Source organism: Sphingomonas sp. C3-2 (assembly GCF_033025475.1).
Classification (GTDB): Bacteria; Pseudomonadota; Alphaproteobacteria; order Sphingomonadales; family Sphingomonadaceae; genus Sphingobium_A.
Genome location: NZ_CP130322.1, coordinates 2,673,095 through 2,690,872 on the forward strand (window position 1 = coordinate 2,673,095; position 17,778 = coordinate 2,690,872).

The 17,778-nt window shown below is 63.1% G+C and carries 16 protein-coding genes; 10 read left to right on the forward strand and 6 right to left on the reverse strand.

The window, feature by feature from the left end:
* The first annotated feature begins 35 nt into the window (after positions 1-35).
* The 5 genes from QYC26_RS12915 to QYC26_RS12935 all read left to right on the forward strand — a co-directional run bounded on the left by QYC26_RS12915 (position 36) and on the right by QYC26_RS12935 (position 7,668).
* A complete protein-coding gene (locus QYC26_RS12915) occupies positions 36-1,799 on the forward strand; it encodes a copper resistance system multicopper oxidase (RefSeq protein ID WP_317512628.1) in 1,764 nt (587 codons plus the stop codon).
* A complete protein-coding gene (locus tag QYC26_RS12920) occupies positions 1,796-3,049 on the forward strand; it encodes a copper resistance protein B (protein WP_317512629.1) in 1,254 nt (417 codons plus the stop codon). Before QYC26_RS12915 ends, QYC26_RS12920 begins: the two co-directional genes overlap by 4 nt.
* A gap of 125 nt (positions 3,050-3,174) precedes the next feature.
* Complete coding sequence (gene hutC, locus QYC26_RS12925; RefSeq protein WP_317512630.1) at positions 3,175-3,909, forward strand: histidine utilization repressor; 735 nt, start codon at positions 3,175-3,177, stop codon at positions 3,907-3,909.
* Between the two features lie 127 nt (positions 3,910-4,036).
* Complete coding sequence (locus QYC26_RS12930) at positions 4,037-5,119, forward strand: AI-2E family transporter (RefSeq protein ID WP_317512632.1); 1,083 nt, start codon at positions 4,037-4,039, stop codon at positions 5,117-5,119.
* Between the two features lie 221 nt (positions 5,120-5,340).
* On the forward strand, positions 5,341-7,668 hold the full coding sequence (locus QYC26_RS12935) for an arylsulfatase (protein WP_317512633.1): 2,328 nt from the start codon (positions 5,341-5,343) through the stop codon (positions 7,666-7,668).
* Positions 7,669-7,740: 72 nt separating this feature from the next.
* Here QYC26_RS12935 and QYC26_RS12940 read toward each other — a convergent pair whose 3' ends face one another.
* Complete coding sequence (locus QYC26_RS12940) at positions 7,741-8,439, reverse strand: SIR2 family NAD-dependent protein deacylase (RefSeq protein WP_317512634.1); 699 nt, start codon at positions 8,437-8,439, stop codon at positions 7,741-7,743.
* A gap of 46 nt (positions 8,440-8,485) precedes the next feature.
* A complete protein-coding gene (locus tag QYC26_RS12945; RefSeq protein ID WP_317512635.1) occupies positions 8,486-9,346 on the reverse strand; it encodes a hypothetical protein in 861 nt (286 codons plus the stop codon).
* Positions 9,347-9,577: 231 nt separating this feature from the next.
* Between QYC26_RS12945 and QYC26_RS12950 the strand changes: the two genes are divergently transcribed.
* On the forward strand, positions 9,578-10,228 hold the full coding sequence (locus QYC26_RS12950; RefSeq protein ID WP_317512636.1) for a response regulator transcription factor: 651 nt from the start codon (positions 9,578-9,580) through the stop codon (positions 10,226-10,228).
* On the opposite strand, the gene QYC26_RS12955 is transcribed toward QYC26_RS12950, so the two are convergent.
* The 3 genes from QYC26_RS12955 to QYC26_RS12965 all read right to left on the reverse strand — a co-directional run bounded on the left by QYC26_RS12955 (position 10,215) and on the right by QYC26_RS12965 (position 13,218).
* Positions 10,215-10,982, reverse strand: coding sequence for a sensor histidine kinase (locus QYC26_RS12955; RefSeq protein ID WP_317512637.1), 768 nt, complete (start codon positions 10,980-10,982; stop codon positions 10,215-10,217). The two genes, QYC26_RS12950 and QYC26_RS12955, sit on opposite strands and share 14 nt — an antisense overlap.
* Before the next feature lie 130 nt (positions 10,983-11,112).
* Positions 11,113-12,054, reverse strand: coding sequence for a formylglycine-generating enzyme family protein (locus QYC26_RS12960; protein ID WP_317515069.1), 942 nt, complete (start codon positions 12,052-12,054; stop codon positions 11,113-11,115).
* Positions 12,055-12,198: 144 nt separating this feature from the next.
* Complete coding sequence (locus QYC26_RS12965; protein ID WP_317512638.1) at positions 12,199-13,218, reverse strand: porin family protein; 1,020 nt, start codon at positions 13,216-13,218, stop codon at positions 12,199-12,201.
* A gap of 175 nt (positions 13,219-13,393) precedes the next feature.
* On the opposite strand from QYC26_RS12965, the gene QYC26_RS12970 reads away from it, so the two are divergent.
* The 3 genes from QYC26_RS12970 (at position 13,394) to QYC26_RS12980 (ending at position 16,083) form a co-directional block, all read left to right on the forward strand.
* Positions 13,394-14,563 (forward strand): BamA/TamA family outer membrane protein, encoded by a 1,170-nt coding sequence (locus tag QYC26_RS12970; RefSeq protein ID WP_317512640.1) that lies wholly within the window; start codon positions 13,394-13,396, stop codon positions 14,561-14,563.
* A gap of 154 nt (positions 14,564-14,717) precedes the next feature.
* Positions 14,718-15,695, forward strand: a complete 978-nt coding sequence (locus QYC26_RS12975; protein WP_317512641.1) for a transporter — start codon at positions 14,718-14,720, stop codon at positions 15,693-15,695.
* Between the two features lie 19 nt (positions 15,696-15,714).
* Positions 15,715-16,083 carry a DUF1622 domain-containing protein gene (locus QYC26_RS12980; protein WP_317512642.1) on the forward strand — a complete coding sequence of 123 codons (369 nt, stop codon included), beginning with the start codon at positions 15,715-15,717 and terminating at the stop codon, positions 16,081-16,083.
* On the opposite strand, the gene QYC26_RS12985 is transcribed toward QYC26_RS12980, so the two are convergent.
* The gene (locus QYC26_RS12985; protein ID WP_317512643.1) at positions 16,072-16,689 is read right to left on the reverse strand and encodes a DUF202 domain-containing protein; all 618 of its coding nucleotides are present in this window, start codon (positions 16,687-16,689) and stop codon (positions 16,072-16,074) included. The two genes, QYC26_RS12980 and QYC26_RS12985, sit on opposite strands and share 12 nt — an antisense overlap.
* 224 nt (positions 16,690-16,913) lie before the next feature.
* Here QYC26_RS12985 and QYC26_RS12990 point away from each other — a divergent pair, with 224 nt between their 5' ends.
* Positions 16,914-17,732, forward strand: a complete 819-nt coding sequence (locus QYC26_RS12990) for a hypothetical protein (RefSeq protein ID WP_317512644.1) — start codon at positions 16,914-16,916, stop codon at positions 17,730-17,732.
* The last annotated feature ends 46 nt before the right edge of the window (positions 17,733-17,778 follow it).

The following is a 17,778-nucleotide window of genomic DNA, read 5'->3' on the forward strand; positions in this document are numbered from 1 at the left end:
AGAAATCAGAAAACGCAGGGACGTTCGTACCTTTCATGGACATTTCCACACTCGATCGCCGGACGCTGTTGCGCGGCATGGGCGCGGCCGGCGGCACCGCCGCGCTGGCGGCCTGGTTCCCGGCCTGGGCGCAGCCCGTTTCGGCTGGCATCGTTCGCCCGCTCCCCACGCTGGAGGGCACCGACATAGCGCTGCGCGTCGGCCATCACATGATGATGATCGACGGGCGCAAGAGCCATGCGATCGGCATCAACGGCACCGTGCCCGCGCCGCTTGTCCGCCTGAAGGAAGGCACCAAGGTGCGCCTTTCGGTGACCAACGACCTCGACGAGGATACCTCGATCCACTGGCACGGGCTGCTCGTTCCGTTCGAGATGGACGGCGTGCCGGGCGTGAGCTTTCCGGGGATCAAGCCGCACACGACCTTCACCTATGAATTCGAGCTGCAGCAATCGGGCACCTATTGGTATCACAGCCATTCGGGCCTGCAGGAACAGATGGGGCATTATGGCCCGATCGTGATCGACCCGGCGGGGGTGGACCCGATCCAGTCCGACCGCGAGCATGTGATCGTGCTGTCCGATTACAGCTATCTCCACCCGCACACGCTGTACCGCAAGCTGAAGCAGCAGGGCGGCTATTTCAACTATCAGAAGCAGACGCTGGCCGGGCTGCTTGCAGGCCGCGACCAGACGCTGAAGGAACGGATCGAATGGGGCGCGATGCGCATGGACCCCACCGACCTCAGCGACGTGACGGGCAGCATCTATAGCTATCTGATCAACGGCCACGGCCCCGCCGACAACTGGACCGGGCTGTTCACTGCCGGGGAACGGGTGCGCCTGCGCTTTGTCAACGCAGCGGCGATGACGACGTTCAACGTGCGTATTCCGGGGCTGAAGCTGACCGTGGTGGCGACCGACGGGCTGAACGTCCGCCCGGTGCCCGTGGACGAATTCCAGATCGGCGTCGCGGAAACCTATGACGTGATCGTCGAGCCCGAGGACCGCGCCTATACGCTGGTGGCCGAGACGAGCGACCGTTCGGGCATGGGCCGCGCGACGCTGGCCCCGCGCGCCGGGATGGCGGCCGAGGTGCCCCCGCTGCGCAAGCGCGCCGTGCTGACCATGAAGGACATGGGCATGGGCGATATGGACCACGGCGCGTCGGGCGCGGGCGATGCGGGCTGCACCCCCGAACACGCTGCGATGGGGCATTGCACGCTGGGCGGCGAGATGAACCATTCGATGCGCGATTTCAACGTCGCGCCCAATGTGAAGAAAACCCCCACCGTCCAGATGATTTCGCCCATGCCGATGGACCGCACCGCCGAACCGGCGCTGGGGCTTGAGGATGTGAAGCACAAGGTGCTCGTTTACCGCGACCTGATGGCGGTGGAGCGCAACCCCGATGTGCGCGCGCCCGGGCGCGAGATGCAGATCCACCTGACCGGCAACATGGAACGCTATATGTGGGCGTTCGACGGCGAGAAGCTGAGCGAGGTGAAGGACGCGATCCCGTTCGTGAAGGACGAGCGCGTGCGCGTGACGCTGGTCAATGACACGATGATGGCGCACCCTATCCACCTGCACGGCCATTTCTTTGAACTGGTGACGGGCCACGGCGAATATGCGCCGCGCAAGCACACGATCCAGGTGGCGCCGGGCGGCAAGATGACCTTTGACGTGACGATGGATGCCGAGGGCGACTGGGCGTTCCACTGCCACCTTCTCTACCACATGCATGCCGGGATGATGCAGGTCGTCACGGTCCGCCCGAGCGAGGGAGAAGGCGCATGAAGATGATCCTTCTTGCCGGCGCGTCGCTGATCGCCGCCGCCAACCCCGCCTTTGCCCAGCATGCCGGCCATGCCGGACACGCCAGCCACGGGGCGCCCGCCGCACCGGCGGCAAGCTGTACGCCCGAGCATGCGGCGATGGGGCATTGCACGATGCCTGAAGCCGCGCCCAAGGCGGCGCCGGCCTGCACGCCTGAGCACGCCGCGATGGGGCATTGCACGATGCCCAAGGCCGACGCGGCCGGACATGAGGGGCATGGCGCCCATCATGGGCACGGCGCGCATGGCGGCCATGATGCGGCCAAGCCGGCGGCGGCGCCCGTAGCCGATCCGCATGCCGGACATGCCGGACACGGTGCTGCGACGCCCGCGCCGGTGACGGCGACCGGCCATGAGGCGCACGGTGCGGCACCCGTTGCCGCCGACCCGCATGCGGGACATGGCGCTGCACCGGCAGCACCCGCGGCCGACCCGCACGGCGCGCATGGCACCGGCGGCACCGCGCTGCCCGCGGGCGATGCGCCTGCACCGGCGGCTTCGCCCGCCACTTATGCCGACCGCGTCTGGGGTGCCGATGCGATGGCGGCATCGCGCAAGGCGCTGCGCAACGATCATGGCGGCGGGATGTTTTCGCAGGTGATCTTCGACCTGGCCGAATATCGCATGCAGAAGGGCCATGACGGCTATCATTGGGAAGCCGAGGCCTGGTACGGCGGCGACATCAACCGGCTGGTGGTGAAGACCGAGGGCGAGGGCGAAGTTGGCGAAGGGCTGGAAAGCGCCGAGGTGCAGATGCTCTACAGCCGCGCGGTCAGCCCCTATTTCGACCTGCAGGCGGGTGTGCGCTACGATATCGAGCCCAACCCCTCGCGCGTCTATGCGACCGTCGGCTTCGAAGGGCTGGCGCCTTACTGGTTCGAGACCGAAGGCGCGCTGTTCGTTTCGGACAAGGGCGATCTGCTGGCGCGGATCGGCGGATCATACGACCAGCGCGTGACCCAGCGCCTGATCCTGCAACCGCGCATCGAGGCGAATTTCGCCGCGCAGGACGTGCCCGAGCAGGGCATTGGTTCGGGGTTGAGCGACCTCGAACTGGGCCTGCGCTTGCGCTACGAGATCGTCCGCGAATTCGCGCCCTATATCGGCGTGTCGTGGGAGCGCAGCTTTGGCGACACCGCACGCTTTGCCCGCGCGGCGGGCGAGGGCGTTGAGGCGACCAGCTTTGTGATGGGCGTGCGCGCCTGGTTCTGAGCCATCGCCGGATGACAGGACGAATGCCGCCACGCGCAAATCAGCGCATGGCGGCATTTTTCGTTTTGATACAAATGGATAATTCGAATGGCGCGGACGGTGCCGGGGCTGTATAGACAGGGGCGATGACACGTCCCGCGACCCCGCCGCAACACCCTTCGGCCCATCTTTACGTCGCGATCAAGACGTCCATCACCGAGGCCGTGCGCGAGGGGCGGCTGAAGCCCGGCGACCGGGTTCCCTCCGAAGCCGAGCTGGTGGCGCGTTTCGGCGTATCGCGGATGACCGCCAACCGCGCGTTGCGCGAATTGCAGAGCGCCGGGCTGCTCGAACGCCGGGCGGGGGTGGGCTCCTTCGTCGCCGAGCCGCGCCCGATGGGGCATATGATCGAGATCCGCAACATCGCCGAGGAGGTGCGCGACCGGGGCCATGCCTACCGCGCGCGGGTGATCACCAACACCGCCGAAAAGGCGAACGCCGAGACCGCGCCGCTTCTGGAAGTGGCGCCCGGCACCCGGCTGTTCCGATCGGTGATCGTCCACCATGAAGAGGAATTCCCGATCCAGCTGGAGGAGCGGCTGGTGCTGGCGGCGATCGCGCCCGATTATGGCGAGGTCGATTTCACGCGCACCACGCCCAATGAATATCTGACCGGGATTGCCCCGATCGAGCGCGTCGAGCACCGCGTGCGCGCTGCCATGCCCGACGAACCGACCCGCGCGCTTTTGGGGCTGGACGCGGGGGAACCCGTGCTGCGGCTGACGCGCCAGACATGGAGCGGCGGGCGGCTGGTGTCGCATGCCTGGCTGACCCATCCGGCGAGCCGGTTCGAGCTTTCCGCCAGCTTTGCGATGGATTGAACGTCGTCTGTCGAAAATCTCCGCCCTTTTGAGGGGGGTGAGCCTTATCAAGCGCAAAAATTGGGCTACATACCAGTTCAAGGGGCCAGGGCATCTGCCGGGGCCGAGCACAAGGCACGACGGACGGATGCAGACAGGGACCCCGGCACGCGCGGACGACAAGGTATTCTATGCGCTGGTGATCGCGCTGACGGCGGGCTTTGCCTATGTGATGGGGCCGTTCTTTGCCGCCATTTTATGGGCGCTCATCGCCGCGATCCTGTTTTCGCCGATGGCGCGGCAGATCGAGCGGCGCTTTCCCAAGCGCAAGAACACCGCCGCGCTTTTGACGCTCCTATTCATCATCGCGATGGTGATCGTGCCGGCGATCATCCTTGCGCTCGCGCTGGCGCAGGAAGTCTCGTATTTCTACGAGCAGATCCAATCGGGCCATATCGATTTCCGCAAGATCTTCGAACAGATTCAGGGGGCACTTCCCGGCTGGGCGACAGCGATGCTGGAGCGCATCGGGCTCGGCAATTTCAGCGAGGCGCGCGAGATGCTGAGCGACTGGTTCGTCGCCAGCTTCCGCTCGGTCGCCACGCAGACGCTGCAATTCGGGCAGAGCGCGTTCAGCTTTGTCGTCGCCTTTGGCGTGATGCTCTATCTCACCTTTTTCCTGCTGCGCGACGGGCCGATGCTGGGCGACAAGTTCGCCGCCGCCGCCCCCATCCGCGCCACCCAGCGCGAGGCGCTGATCGCCCAGTTCGTCACCGTCATCCGCGCGACGATCAAGGGCAGCATCGTGGTGGCGATCGTGCAGGGGCTGATCGGCGGGGTCGTCTTCTCGCTCCTGGGCATTCAGGGCGCGCTGCTCTGGGGCGTGCTGATGGGCGTGTTTTCGTTGCTGCCCGCGATCGGTACCGGGCTGGTCTGGGTGCCGGTGGCGATCTATCTGCTCGCCACCGGTGCGCTGTGGCAGGGGCTGGCGCTGGTGTTTTGCGGGCTGTTCGTGATCGGCATGGTCGACAATGTGCTCCGCCCGATCCTCGTGGGCCGCGACACGCGCATTCCCGATTATGTCGTGCTGATCTCGACACTGGGCGGGATCGAGCTGTTCGGTTTCAGCGGGATCGTGATTGGCCCGGTGATCGCGGCGATGTTCATCGCGGTGTGGAAGCTGATGGCGGACATCCGCCAGGCCGAGGCGGCGGAAATCCCGGCCGCCTGAGCGCTGGCGTGGCCTAGCCGCCCATATGGGCGCGTACCGTAATTACCCAGGACTAACCGAGGGTTGTCACCGATGGTCGTGAACCATGGGGGGCGGATAGCCTCTCTGCCGTTGCGATATTGGGCATCGGTCTGCTGCAGGCGCTGAGGCTGAAGGAGGACGATGGTCGACTGACCAGCCAATTTTCCTTGCCGAAATTCTGGCCTGCTTGGAGAGTCCGGATGACCAAAACGATCCTTCCTTATCCCCAGACGGACACGCATTTTTCCGGACGGATCGGACGAACCTATAGCGATTCCGAGGCTGTCGTGCCGGAAGTGCCCCGTGCCCCCGAGGGCGCGCCCAACGTGCTTCTGGTGCTGCTCGACGATGTGGGTTTTGGCCATGCATCCACCTTTGGCGGGCCGGTGAACACGCCGACGCTGGAAAAGCTGGCAAGGGAGGGGATACGCTATAACCGGTTTCATACCACCGCGCTGTGCTCACCCACCCGTGCGGCGATCCTGTCGGGCCGCAATCACCATTCGATGCACACCGGCATCATCATGGAACTGGCGACCGGTTTCCCCGGATATGACGGGCGCTGGCCCGAAAATGCGGCCTGTGTCGCGCAGACGCTGCGGCTCAACAACTACAACACCGCCGCCTTCGGCAAATGGCATAATACGCCCGATTTCGAGACGAGCCCGGCCGGCCCGTTCGACCGTTGGCCGACCGGTCATGGCTTCGAATATTTCTACGGTTTCCAGGGGGGAGAAACCAATAACTGGGATCCGCCGCTGATCGAAAATACGCTACCGATCGAAAAGCCCGAGGGCGATGACAATTATCATTTGAGCGCGGCGATGGCCGACAAGGCGATCGCCTGGATCAGCAGCCAGAAGGCCAGCGCGCCCGACAAGCCCTTCTTTGCCTATTGGGCACCCGGCGCCGCCCATGCCCCGCATCATAGTCCCAAGGACTATGCCGATCGTTACAAAGGGCAGTTCGATCAGGGCTGGGACAAGGTGCGCGAGGAAACGCTGGCGCGCCAGATCAAGCTGGGGGTGGTGCCCGAGGGCACGCAATTGACCCCGCGTCCCGATTCAATGCCAGCCTGGGATTCGTGCAGTGCTGATGAGAAACGCCTTTATGCGCGGATGCAGGAGGTGTTTGCGGGCTTTCTGGAACATGTCGATGCCCAGCTTGGACGCGTCGTCGATGCCCTGGAAGCCATGGGCCTGCGCGAGAACACGCTGATCATCTATGTTGTCGGCGATAATGGCCCCAGCGCCGAAGGCACGCTGACTGGCACCGTCAACAATATGAAGAGCCAGCATGGCTATCCTGACGACGTTCAGGAAATGCTTAAAGTGATCGACGAGATCGGCAACACCGAACATGAAAATCACTATCCGGTATCCTGGTGCTGGGCCGGCTCCTCCCCCTTCCAATGGTGCAAGCAGGTCGCCTCGCACTTTGGCGGTACACGCAACGGCCTGGTGATGAGCTGGCCCAGCCGCATCTCTGATCAGGGTGGGCTGCGCAGCCAGTTCCATCATGCGATCGACATCGTGCCGACCATATTGGAAGCAGCCGGCGTGACCGAACCGGTCTCGATCAACGGCATCGCGCAAAAGCCGATCGAGGGCGTCAGCATGGCCTATAGCTGGGACGATGCGGCCGCCCCCTCGACCCGGCAGACCCAATATTTCGAGATGTTCGGCAACCGCGCGCTCTATCACAATGGCTGGGTGGCGGGCGCGCGCCATGGCAAGCTGCCCTGGCAGACCTCCGGTTCCTCCCCCGATTTCGACAGCGACGTCTGGGAACTCTACAATATCGAGGAGGATTTCAGCCAGGCCAATGATCTGGCCGAAAAGGAGCCGGCCAAGCTGCGAGAATTGCAGGACATGTTCTGGGCGGAGGCGGCAAAATACAACGTCCTGCCGCTCGACGACCGCTTCGTCGAACGTGCCGACGTCAACCTGAAACCCAGCTATCTGCGCGGCAAGAAGCAGTTCATCTATCTGCCCGGCACAACGCGCATCCCCGAGCCTGCATCGCCGGCCACCAAGAATGTCAACCACACCATCGCGGCCGAGGTGGAGATCCCGGAAAATGGCGGCGACGGTGTGCTCGCCTGCTGCGGAGGTGAAGCCGGTGGCTACAGCTTCTTCATGAAGGACGGCACCCTGTATTGGGAGCATAACTGGTTCAACACCGAGCGCTACCGCGTGGAATCGACCGACAAGATCCCGGCGGGGAAGCATATCCTGTCGGTTCAGATCGAGTGCGACAAGGAAGGCGAATTCGCCACCGGCGGCAAGGCGACGCTGCGCCTCGGTGAAACGGTGATCGGCGAGGGCCGCTTCGAGCAACAGGTGGGCGCGCGCTTTACCGTGGGCGAAAGTTTCGACATCGGCTGCGACCTGATCACCCCGGTATCGAAGCTCTACAAGAGCCCGGCGAAGTTCAACGGCACGATCAAGCGGGTGCTGGTCGATATCAGCGACGTCGAGTTCGACGACCTGGCCCATCAGGTGAAGATCGCGATCGCCACCCAGTAGTCCGCGCGCAAGGAGATTGTCGATGGCGAACCATGGCGCGGCGGAACCCAGGTGTCCGTCGCGCCGGTCTCCTCAGCCGCCCATATGGGCGCGTACCAGGGCGTCCATCTCCGCCACGGCGGCGCAGGCGGTGCTGGTGAATTCGCGCTCATAGACGTCCGAATATTCGGGATCGGGGTTCACCCGGAATTTGCGCCCCGGCAGATGGCGCAGATAATGGCCGAAGGGGACCACCGCGTCCGAGGTGCCGATGACGAAGATCAGATCGTCGTCCGCCAGATCCTCGAAGATCGTGTAGAGCCGCTGGTAGAGCGGCGCCTGTTCGCCGAAAAAGACGACCGAGGGCTTCAAGAGCGTGTGGTGTTCCGAGGCGTCGGGGCAGAGCGTGGTGTCGTGCCGGCGATAACCGATGTCCCAGCGCCGATCACATTCATAGCAGCGCATTTCGGTGAGGAAGCCGTGGAGGTGGATCACGTCGCGGCAGCCCGCGCGTTCGAACAGATCGTCGATATTCTGGGTGACGTTGATCACGGCGTAACGCCGTTCCCAATCGGCGATCAGCCGGTGCGCATCATTGGGGGCGACCGTGCCCAGCGCGACGCGGCGTTCGTCGTAGAAACGGTGGACCGCGTCGTAATTGCGCTGCCAGGTCTGATAGTTGCAGACCTCGTCGATATCATGGCCTTCCCACAAACCGTCCTTGTCACGGAAGGTCTGGACGCCGCTTTCGGCGCTGATCCCTGCGCCGCTGAAGATGATGATCCGTGCCATGGCGCAGCCATATCATCCGCGACGCGTGGAGCAATGATGACAGCGCTTATTGCGGTGCGGGTGCGGGCGGGGATGCAAGCGCGGGCGTGATCGCGGGCGCGGTGCGATCGAAGCTGCCCGCCGGGTTTTCGCGCATCATCTTGAGCAGCAGTTCCATCGCCACCTGCCGTTCGACAATGCCGCCTGCATTGGGCCGATCGATGTCGATCACGAGGATCAGCGAACCACCGAACAGCAGCAAAAGCAAGGCGGCCGTGGTGCGCCCGCGACGGCCGCCCAGAACATAGCCGAGCACACCGGCGGCGATGATCTGATAGAGGATCAGCACCAGGAACACCTCGACCGGGACATGCGAGCGGCGCGATTGCTGGCGCGCGGCATCCATGTCGATCATCTCGTTCATCGTGCTCAGATAGGCGCTTGAAAAGGGGCGGGTCTCGATTGTCGGGAAAGCCGCGACGGTGGCCTGCCACAGCTCGACGATCATCGAGTCGCTGGCCGCCAGCCGCTCTTCCTGTTCCTTGCCGACATGCTGGCGCGCCAGATCGATGCGGTTGGCGGTGTAATCGGTCAGCAGTTCGCTGATCCGGGTGCGATGGGGTTCTTCGAGCATCTGGGTGCGCAGATAGGTGGTTCCGATCGCATTGGCTTCGGCGAGCACGACGGCGCGCCGGGTGTCATAGCGATCGATCGCCAGCGCGAAGGTGAACCCCACCAAAAGCGCCAGCAACCCCATGACCGAAGAGACGATATAGCCTTCTTCGTTATGCGACCGCTCGCTATCCTCGCCGACATAGCGTTTGCGGAGTTGCCACCCGAGCATCGCGGCAACGAGCATGCCCAGATAGATGACGATGCCGATCAGCCAGATCGGCGCCACAAGAAGCCATTGCTCGATGCCCGACATGATAGTCTCCCCTCAACATGGTTTTTTGTTATTGAAATGGCTGGAAAGTCCCTATCAGGATTAACCCGCGCGTGGGGCAGGGGCGTTCCTTTGAGGGGCCAAAACAGCGCGCATAGTGGAAGGTCGGGCCCCCTTTGAGGGGGAACCCCGATGGGCTTTGGGCTGGGGGGATGGTTCATTACCCCGATACAAGGGCCATGGGTGGTCGCCGACAGGCTTGGGAGGCAGGGGATGAGCAGTCCGGTTCGTCGCATCGTATTGGCGGATGACCATGAGGCCATCAGGCTGGGGGTTCGATCCGTCCTGTCCGCGCATCCGGATTGGCGCGTTGTGGGAGAGGCATCGGACGGGCGCGAGGCGCTTGAAGTCATTCGATCCGTACGCCCCGATATTGCCATCCTCGATTATTCGCTGCCGATGATGAACGGGCCGGAACTGACCCGCGCGATCAAGAAGGAACTGCCGCGCACCGAAATCCTGATCTTCACCATGCATGATCGCGAGGATGTCTTGTCCGAACTGCTGACCGCAGGTGCGCGCGGTTACTTGCTGAAATCCGACGCGACCAAGCATCTGATTGCGGCGGTGGAGGCTTTGTCGGTGAAAAGGCCCTATTTTTCCGGCAATGTTTCGCAGACGCTGCTTGACCGGTTTATTGAGATGGCGGCGCGCGAGACCCCGGCGAACGCGCTGACGCCGCGCGAACGCGAGATTGTGCAACTGATCTCCGAAGGCCGCCTCAACAAGGAAATCGCGGCGATTCTGAACCTGTCGATCAAGACGGTGGAAACCCACCGGGCGGCGGCGATGCACAAACTTGATTTGAAAAGCACCGCCGAACTGGTGCGCTATGCCGTGCGCAACAATATCATTGAGGCGTGAGACGCCGACAGGCGGTGGGGCCCTGAACCTCAGGGCAAATCTCGACGGAATTGCGGACAACCGCCGATATCGCGACCCCCCTGTCGAGCAGGTTGATCCGGACCTTTCCGCCCAGCGTGGCCATGCGTTCGGCCATGCTGCGCAGACCAACGCCCAATCCTGAATCGATCGCCTTTTTGGCGCGCCGCCCGACCCCGAAATCGCGTACCCGCAAGCAGATCCAGTTGCACGTGCAATGCAGACGGACCTCGGCACGGTCCGATCCGCTGTGCTTGAACACGTTCATCAGCGCTTCTTGCGTGATCCGCAGGATGGCAAGCTCCATCTCGGGCGGAATGCCATCGCGATGCCCGCGGGCATTGAAGGAAATATCGATCCCGGTGCGGGCGGACATCCCCAGCGTCAGCGCCTCGAGCGCGCCGATCAGGCCGTATTTCTCCAGCTCTGGTGGGTGGAGCATATAGGTGAAGCAGCGCATCTGATTTTGCAGACGGGCGATGACCGACCGCGCGGGGCAGTCCGAAAGGCTGGTATTTTCCTGTTCCAGCGAATTTAGTGCGAATTCGAGTTCAAGAAGAAGCTGCGCCGTTGAGTCATGAAGATCGCGGGCAATTTGCCGGCGCTCATCATTGCGGGCCAGCAATACATCCAGCATGTTAATGTTGTTATTCAAGCCTTCCGATCCGATGACCGCTTTGAAATCATCCAAGCGTATCGAGTTCGGGTCAGGTGAATAATCCTTTTCCCAACGCATTGTCCTCCCTTTCATCTTTTGTGACTACTTACGGGATAGGGAATTATCATGTCAGAAATATATGTTTGTGGAAATGCCTGATTTAATAATTTTCTACTTAGAGGACTTCTTTAAAAAATGTAAAATACCATCATGAATGTTTCTGAATGTTGCTGGCGCCGTCGGACGTGCGGATGACGCAGCGGAAACCGACATGGCTGGTCGATGTGTCGACGGGCTGCGGATGCCGCGCCGCGGGGCGATAGCGGCGGCAATAATTGGGCGCGCACAGGTGCGATCCGCCTTTCAGCACCTTTCGGGCGATGCGGATGGCGGGCATGGCGGGATCGAAGCTTTCTTCGGCAACGGCGCCGCGCGGGTTGCGGGGGGCGCAGCATGTCTTGAGCGGGCCGGGCTGATGATCCGCATAATAATCGCCCGTCCATTCCCAGACATTCCCGATCATGTCGAAAATACCATAGCCATTGGGGGAATAGGCGCGGACCGGAGAAGTGCGAAGATACCCGTCGAGCAGGCTGTTTTCGCGCGGGAACGCGCCCTGCCAGGTATTTGCCTGCGGCACGCCGCCGGGCATGAGTTCGTCACCCCAGGCGAATTCGGCGCGGTCGAGCCCGCCGCGTGCCGCAAATTCCCATTCGGCCTCGCTGGGCAGTTCCTTGCCGGCCCAACGGGCATAGGCCAGCGCATCGTCATAGGCGATGTGCACGACCGGGTGATCGTCAAGGCCATCGAGCGAAGACCCGGGGCCGAGCGGATGGCGCCAATCTGCGCCGATGCGGTAATCCCACCACTGCGAAAATTCGCGGATGACGACATCGGGTTCGGGGGGCGTGAAAACGAGCGATGCCGGGCGCAGCATATCGGGGTGCGCACCCGGATAATCATCGGGATTGGGCGGCGTTTCGGCAGAGGTGACATGGCCGGTCGCGGCAATAAAGGCCTTGAACTGGCGGTTGGTGACCGGTGCCTCATCGATCCAGAACGGATCGACCGCCACGGGGTGACAGGGCGCTTCCTCGGGGTAATGGTCGTTCGATCCCATCCAGAAGATCCCACCCGTCAGATGGATCATTCCGGCCAGTTCTGGATGCGGATTTTCCCCCAAGGTCGATTCTCCCACCAATATGCAGGGTGCATTAAAGCTGGTTTACCCAATGCGTCTCTATCAGTGATGTCCCAAAATCGGCTCGGGGAAAACCCCGAGGTGTCCGGAGAATCAGAAACGGACGCCAGCGCTGGCGAGGATACGGGTGGATTCGGCGCCCGCCTGAATTTCCGCCTGAAACGAAAGATGGCGGTTTAATTCGACGTTGAACCCCGCGACCGCGGCCCAGGGATGGCTGGCCGACATATCGACCTTGTAGCGCAGATGGACGCTGTCCCCGTCTTCGAACACCGCCGGGCTTTCGACAAGGCCTTTGACGGTTGTATCGAGATCGAAATAATTCGCCCCCATATAGGGCGCAAAATAGGTGTTTTCGGCGAGCTGGAAACGGGGCCCCCCGCGCAATCCGATATTGGTCGATTCGACGTCGGAACGCTCTTTCGACGAAATGCTCACGGTCTTGGCGGCGGAACCCAGCACGAACCAGTGTTCATTGCCATAGACCAATATGGTGCCGAGCGTGACCGTGGTGTTGTTGACCCTGGTTTCGACCGGCAGCCGGATGGTGCCGCAGGGCTTGGCCGGGCGGCAGAATGGAAAGGGGATCACCGCGTCCAGATCGACATCGATATCGATCTGGTTCGTGCCTTTGACCTTGCCGATCGAGGCGAACAGGTTGACGCCGGGAAAAAGCCAGAGATCGCCCTTAAGCCCGAGCATGCGATTATCGCCTTCCAGCCGGTTGGTGGTAACCGCGGGCAGGGGGGCGAGGGGCGCATCGGCGGACGGCGCCCCGCCCTTGCGCACCGCGACAGATAGATCGCGCGAATTGAAGTTCGTGTTCGTCCAGACCATGAGCGCGCCGATCCCCCATGGTTCGGGGATGCGATATCCCCGCGCGATCGCGGCGCGCCCGCCCAGCGGGAAAAGGCGGTCGCGTTCCGGTGCGGGGGCTGTGCGCGGACAATCATTCGCCATTTCGGGCGGGCAGGCGCTGGCCTGTCGATCGTCGGCAGAGATTTCCGGGCCGGGCGTTTCCGGGCCGGGGGTGGCCGGCCCCTGAGCCTGTGCGGCCGGAGACGCCCAAAGGGCGATGCCGATGAGAGAAGCGAGCGCAAGGCGTTCCATCATGCCCTTAAACTGCCCGGCAGCCATTGGGGCGCGATATCGGGATAATTCCCCGGTCCATGGGCGGATAGACCCGTGCCGAACGGCGAACGGGGCCTTGCGAATTGGGTGGAACCCCCGATGGGCGGCCGCCGGCGCGCGCGGTATCGCTGGAGCGCGTTGGTTTGGGAGGTGGCGGATGCGCGCATGCGCAAGAATCATCACATATATCGGCCTTGGCGCAGCGGTGGCGGGGGCCCCCGGCGCGCTGGCCCAGACGATGCAATTGCCCGAGGAAATGGAGCGCCAAGCCGAGACGCTGGAACCCGACGCGGAAACACCCGAAACCAGCGCGAAGCCCGACCTGATCGTCGCGCCGCTGCCCGTGGCGAACCCCGCGCTTGGCACCGGCGCCGCGCTGGCCGGGGTTCTTTATTATAATCCCAATAACGCGCCGACGCCCTGGGTTACCGGCATCGCCGCGGGCTATACCAGCACCGATACCTGGGGCGGTGGGCTGTTTCATCAGATGTCGCTCGACGACGACCGTTTCCGGATCAGCGCGCTGCTTGGCTATGGCGATGCGCGCCTGAAATTCTATGGGATCGGCTCGAATGCGGGCGCTGCCGGGATATCGGTGGATCTGCGCGATCGGGGCTTGATGGCCTATGCCGACGGGCAGGTGCGCCTGTTCGATCATGGGCTGTTGTCGAACCTGCATGTCGGCGCGCGGATGCGCTATCTGCGGATAAGATCGTCGGTGAGCATCCCCGTGCCCGAGCGCCCCGACCTTGATCTTCCCGATATCGAGCTGCGCAGCCAGATATCGGCGATCGGCCCGTCCTTCACCTTCGATACGCGCAACCACCCCTTTACCCCGCGCAAGGGGGTGCTGGTGACGGGAACCTGGATGTTCGGCGCCGAGTTTCTGGGGAGCGATTTTGAGCATCGCCGGCTGGAACTGCTGTCCACCGGCTATTTCCCGCTGGGCAAGCAGACCGTGCTCGCGCTGCGCAAGACGCTGTGCGCGGTCAAGGGCCGGGCGCCCTTTTACGATCTGTGCATGTTCGGCCAGCATGCCGATCTGCGCGGCTATGAATCGGGGCGGTACCGCGATCGTGCGACATGGGCGCTTCAGGCCGAAATTCGCCAGAACATCACCAGCCGGCTGGGGGTTGTGGGGTTTGGCGGGGCGGGCGGCATTGCGCCGAGCAGCGGTGATATCTGGAAGAACAGCCATGTGCTTGCATCGGGCGGGGTGGGGCTGCGGTATCTGGCGTCGACCAAGAACCGCGTGAACCTGCGGTTCGATATTGCCTGGGGCAAGGATGGCAGCGCCATTTATTTCGGCATTGGCGAAGCGTTCTGACGCGCGGCCGGAGGCCGGCGGCAAAGGGCCGCCAAATATCGGCCGGCACACGACAAATGGTAACCATGGGCGCGGTTGTTCGGGGTAATTCCCGATTAGCCTTTGACGCGAGGGCAATAGGCTTGTCGCAAAGGCCACCTTGCGGAGAGTGGGAATGTACGACCTGGCAAATCGCAAAAGCATGGGCGCGGCGATCGGTGCGCTGGCGCTGGCGGCCGGTGCCCAGCCGGCACAGGCAACCGAAAGCGGCGCATCGCTCTATCTTCTCGGATCGGGTGGTCCGGGGACCGCGATCATGCCGCCGGTCGAGGGTGTTTATCTGGACAAGCTGATCTGGATTTATGACGGCAACGCAAAGGCCGAACGCACCTTTCCGATCAACGGCAATCTGGCCGCCGGGCTTGATACGGCGATTGTCGCCGATTTCCCGACCCTGTTGTTCGTGCCGACGACCAATGCGCTTGGCGGCACGTTCGCGTTCGGCGTCACCACGCCCTTTGGCGCGCCGATGGTGGATGTCGAGGCGCTGCTGACCTCGCCCGGCGGGCCATCGCTTTCCGGCGCCCGGCACGACAGCGCCTTGACCACGGGGGACCCGGTGGTCGCGGCGATGATGGGGTGGCAGGCGGACAAGCTGCACGTCCAGCTTTCCACCATGATCAATGTGCCGATCGGCAATTACCGCGAAGGCGCGCTTGCCAATCTGTCGCTGCATCGCTGGGCGGTCGACGGGGCGCTTGCGCTGAGCTGGCACGATCCCGATACGGGATGGGATGTCTCGGCCAAGGGCGGCTATACGTGGAACGGGCGCAACCGGACCACCGATTATGACAGCGGCGACGAGATCCATCTGGAAGCCGCGGTGGAAAAGGCCTTTTCGCCGGCATTCTCGTTCGGGCTGCAGACCTATTATCAAAAGCAGATAAGCGACGATGACGGTGTGCTTGGCCCGTTTCGCGGCGAAGTGTTCGCGGTTGGCGCGACCGCCGCGACGACCGTGACGATGGCGGGGACGCCGGCGACGTTCAGGGGCAGGGTGTTCCGCGAACTGGATGCGACCAACCGGCTGAAGGGCACGTCCTTCTGGATCGATTTTTCGATCCCGCTGCACATGAATCTCCCCGCGAACTGATTTTCCGAAAGGAAAGGCGATGGAAGAATTTCTGAATATCGCGGCCTCATGGGGCGCGCTTGCGCTTGAGGCCGTTGCCGCGATGCTGGTGGTCTATGGCGCGATGGAGGCCCTGGTGCGCATGGCCCGCCTGCCTTTCAACCAATCCGACCCGGTGATGCGGCGGCGGATCTGGATGAATTTCGCGCAGTGGATCATCCTGGCGCTCGAATTCGCGCTGGGGGCGGATATCATCCGCACCGCGATCGCGCCGACCTGGGATGATATCGGCAAGTTGGCGGCGATCGCGGCGATCCGTACCGGGCTCAGCTTTTTCCTGGAACGCGATATCGAAACATTCGGCCCGGGTGAAGAGAAGAAGGCAAAGGCACGCGGATCAGCCGAATAATGTGAGGCCGAACAGGATGTTGAGCGCGGCCATCAGCCCCACCGTGAACAGGCCGATCGCGACGATTAGGCTGACCGAAACCGGATAGCGGCTTTCCCCGTGGATCAGCCCTTCCGCGGTCAGATCGGCGCGCCGGCTGCGCAGTTCGTTGGCGAACTGGATGTGCCGCCAGATCCCGCCGAGCAGGATCAGCATGCCCAGGAGGATCAGCGACAGCCCGAAGTTGCGCGGCGCGTTTCCGCCGTTGAGCATGTCTGCATCGGCCAGGCTGCGAAATGTCTGGTAGATCGTGAAGCCGAAGCCGATCATCGACAGCGAGGTGCGCACTTCGGCCATCATCGTGCGATCGGCGGCCATGCGCGTACGCTGGATCGCCATGCCCGTGCGCCGCATCCCCAATTCGGTGCGGTGTTCCGACAGATCGGTGCGGAATTCGGACAGATCAGTGCGATGTTCGGACAGCCCCGTGCGCCGTTGCGAAAGCGTCGTGCGGAAACGGGAATAGATGGTGGAGGCGCTGGATTGTTGTTCGGCGCTGATTTCCGGCAGATCGGGGACAATTCTGGGGGGAACGCGCTCGGGGCGTGGGGCGGATCCTTGTTCCATGAATGCTCCAGCTTGTTGTTATCGGGAAGCGCCATGATTTCGGCAGACAGAGCGACCGGCAATCGGGGAAGCCCCCGGCGCGCAGGAGGGAGACCCCTGAGACGACCGGGTTGCGAACAGGGGGCTTATGCCGACAGCACCTTGGGCTTTCAGGGAAAAGCCGGATGGCCAGATGCCCCGGCGATCGTGGATCAGTCTGTCCTGACCAATTGAGGGGAAAATCGATGAAGCGTCTGGCCCTGATCCTCGCCTGTGCGGCGGCGTTGCCGGCCGCCCCGCTTCACGCACAGGATGCGCAGGATGCAGCGGATGCAGGCGCTTCGTCGGGGCAGGGGCTTGCCGATCAGCTGGCGAACCCGGTGGCCAATCTGATCTCGGTGCCGTTCCAGTTCAATTATGACTGCTGCTATGGCCCGGCGGATGGCGATCGCCTGACGGTCAACATCCAGCCTGTCATCCCGATCTCGGTGGGGCAGGACTGGAACCTGATCACCCGCACCATCCTGCCCATCATCAGCCAGGGCGAAACCGTCGAGGGGCAGGGGGGCGTCAGCGGCCTGGGCGATGTGGTGCAAAGCTTTTTCCTGTCGCCGAAACAGGCCGATAACGGCTTTGTATGGGGCGTTGGCCCGGTTTTCCTCTGGCCGACCGGAAAATCGGCGCTGTCCGCCGAGAAGTTCGGCGCGGGGCCGACGGCGGTCGCGCTCAAGCAGAGCGGCGGGGTGACGGTGGGCATGCTGGCGAACCATATCTGGTCGTTCGCGGGCGATGACGACCGATCGGGCGTGAGCACGACCTTCATTCAGCCTTTTGTCACCAAGACGCTTCCGGATTCGACATCGTTCGGCCTCAATCTCGAAACCAGCTATGACTGGAAGGCAAAGGCATGGACCGTTCCGATCAACGCAACGGTGAGCCATGTCTTCACCTTCGGAAAACAGCCCGTCAGCCTGGGCGGCGGGGTTCGATATTATGCCGAACGGCCGGGCGACGGGCCCAGCTGGGGCGGGCGCCTCATCCTGACCTTGCTGTTCCCGAAATAACCCGTCTGGCGACGCGGCCGGACCGACGGAGCCGGCCTAAAGGGTT

Excerpts from the sequence above, each read along its gene's own strand:
- QYC26_RS12915 (WP_317512628.1), top strand. The coding sequence starts at position 36 with ATGGACATTTCCACACTCGATCGCCGGACGCTGTTGCGCGGCATGGGC.
- QYC26_RS12920 (WP_317512629.1), top strand. The coding sequence starts at position 1,796 with ATGAAGATGATCCTTCTTGCCGGCGCGTCGCTGATCGCCGCCGCCAAC.
- hutC (WP_317512630.1), top strand. The coding sequence starts at position 3,175 with ATGACACGTCCCGCGACCCCGCCGCAACACCCTTCGGCCCATCTTTAC.
- QYC26_RS12930 (WP_317512632.1), top strand. The coding sequence starts at position 4,037 with ATGCAGACAGGGACCCCGGCACGCGCGGACGACAAGGTATTCTATGCG.
- QYC26_RS12935 (WP_317512633.1), top strand. The coding sequence starts at position 5,341 with ATGACCAAAACGATCCTTCCTTATCCCCAGACGGACACGCATTTTTCC.
- QYC26_RS12940 (WP_317512634.1), bottom strand. The coding sequence starts at position 8,439 with ATGGCACGGATCATCATCTTCAGCGGCGCAGGGATCAGCGCCGAAAGC.
- QYC26_RS12945 (WP_317512635.1), bottom strand. The coding sequence starts at position 9,346 with ATGTCGGGCATCGAGCAATGGCTTCTTGTGGCGCCGATCTGGCTGATC.
- QYC26_RS12950 (WP_317512636.1), top strand. The coding sequence starts at position 9,578 with ATGAGCAGTCCGGTTCGTCGCATCGTATTGGCGGATGACCATGAGGCC.
- QYC26_RS12955 (WP_317512637.1), bottom strand. The coding sequence starts at position 10,982 with ATGCGTTGGGAAAAGGATTATTCACCTGACCCGAACTCGATACGCTTG.
- QYC26_RS12960 (WP_317515069.1), bottom strand. The coding sequence starts at position 12,054 with ATGATCCATCTGACGGGTGGGATCTTCTGGATGGGATCGAACGACCAT.
- QYC26_RS12965 (WP_317512638.1), bottom strand. The coding sequence starts at position 13,218 with ATGATGGAACGCCTTGCGCTCGCTTCTCTCATCGGCATCGCCCTTTGG.
- QYC26_RS12970 (WP_317512640.1), top strand. The coding sequence starts at position 13,394 with ATGCGCGCATGCGCAAGAATCATCACATATATCGGCCTTGGCGCAGCG.
- QYC26_RS12975 (WP_317512641.1), top strand. The coding sequence starts at position 14,718 with ATGTACGACCTGGCAAATCGCAAAAGCATGGGCGCGGCGATCGGTGCG.
- QYC26_RS12980 (WP_317512642.1), top strand. The coding sequence starts at position 15,715 with ATGGAAGAATTTCTGAATATCGCGGCCTCATGGGGCGCGCTTGCGCTT.
- QYC26_RS12985 (WP_317512643.1), bottom strand. The coding sequence starts at position 16,689 with ATGGAACAAGGATCCGCCCCACGCCCCGAGCGCGTTCCCCCCAGAATT.
- QYC26_RS12990 (WP_317512644.1), top strand. The coding sequence starts at position 16,914 with ATGAAGCGTCTGGCCCTGATCCTCGCCTGTGCGGCGGCGTTGCCGGCC.